Annotated in this window: 1 protein-coding gene; it reads left to right on the top strand. The window is 64.0% G+C overall.

All coding sequences use genetic code 11. The annotated features are described in order from the left end of the window. Window positions 1-113: 113 nt before the first annotated feature. Window positions 114-1,074 (top strand): substrate-binding domain-containing protein (locus ACIRO3_RS36880; protein ID WP_404144144.1); only part of this gene is annotated, 961 nt, incomplete at its 3' end.

Raw genomic sequence — 1,074 nt, forward strand, 5'->3', positions numbered from 1 at the left:
CTCGCACGTGTCTCACTGGCCGCTGTTGTGCGACCCGTCCAAGTAAAGGGAACGACATGTTCACTCACCACCACCGCCGACCGGTAGCCGTTGTGGCTCTGGGTCTGGCTTCGATGCTCGTCCTGTCGGCGTGCTCCAGTGGTCAGGAGGCGACGGGCGGGAGCTCGGACGTGGGGAAGGTCGAGGGGAAGATCTCTCTGACCTATCTTCAGAAGCAGGGCGATCAGGAGTACTTCATCGGTGAGGCCGCCGGTGCGAAGGCGAAGGCGGCTCAGCTGGGGATCGATCTGAAGATCGTGAATCTGGGCAATGACGCGAACAAGACGGTTGGTGAGGCGCAGGCGGCGATCTCGCAGAAGAGCAACGGGTTGATCGTGGTGGTTCCGGATCCGGCGGTGGGGCCGCAGGTGGTGCAGTTGGCGAAGGATGCCAAGGTGGCGCTGTTGACGTCGGACGACCAGATCTGCGGCACGGGTCCTGATCCGTCTTCTTGCGGCGCCGACGCGTTGGTGCCTCGTATCGGTTTCAGTGGTCAGCAGATGGGTGGTGAGGTCGGGAAGCGGGCGGCCGAGGAGTTCAAGAAGGCCGGCTGGAACCCCGCGGAGACCCGGACGATCTCGGCGTGGAAGCAGGACGTCACCGTCTGCACCGACCGGGTGAACGCGTCGAAGAAGGCGTTCACCGATGGCGCCGGCGCACCGGTTCAGAACATCGATGTGCCGACGGACAACTCGCCGACGGGTGCGCAGGACAAGATCGCGGCGACGATCACCGCGAACCCCTCCGTGAAGCACTGGGTGGTGTGGGGCTGCAATGACGAGAACGTCCAGGGTGGGGTCACCGCGCTGGAGAACGCCGGTTTCAAGGCGGAGAACGTGATCGGTGTGGGTCTCGGCGCCTATCTGGCCTGCAAGAACTGGAGCTCTGACAAGCCCTCCGGGATGAAGGCCGCACTCTTCATCAACGGCAAGGACGTCGGCGCCCTGGCCGTACAGACGATGTACCACAAGCTCAAGGACGGCAAGGACTTCCCGAAGGAGGCCTTCGCCCCGACCACCATGGTCGACGCCTCCA

It is taken from the genome of Streptomyces sp. NPDC102278, assembly GCF_044766345.1.
Taxonomy (GTDB): Bacteria; Actinomycetota; Actinomycetes; order Streptomycetales; family Streptomycetaceae; genus Streptomyces.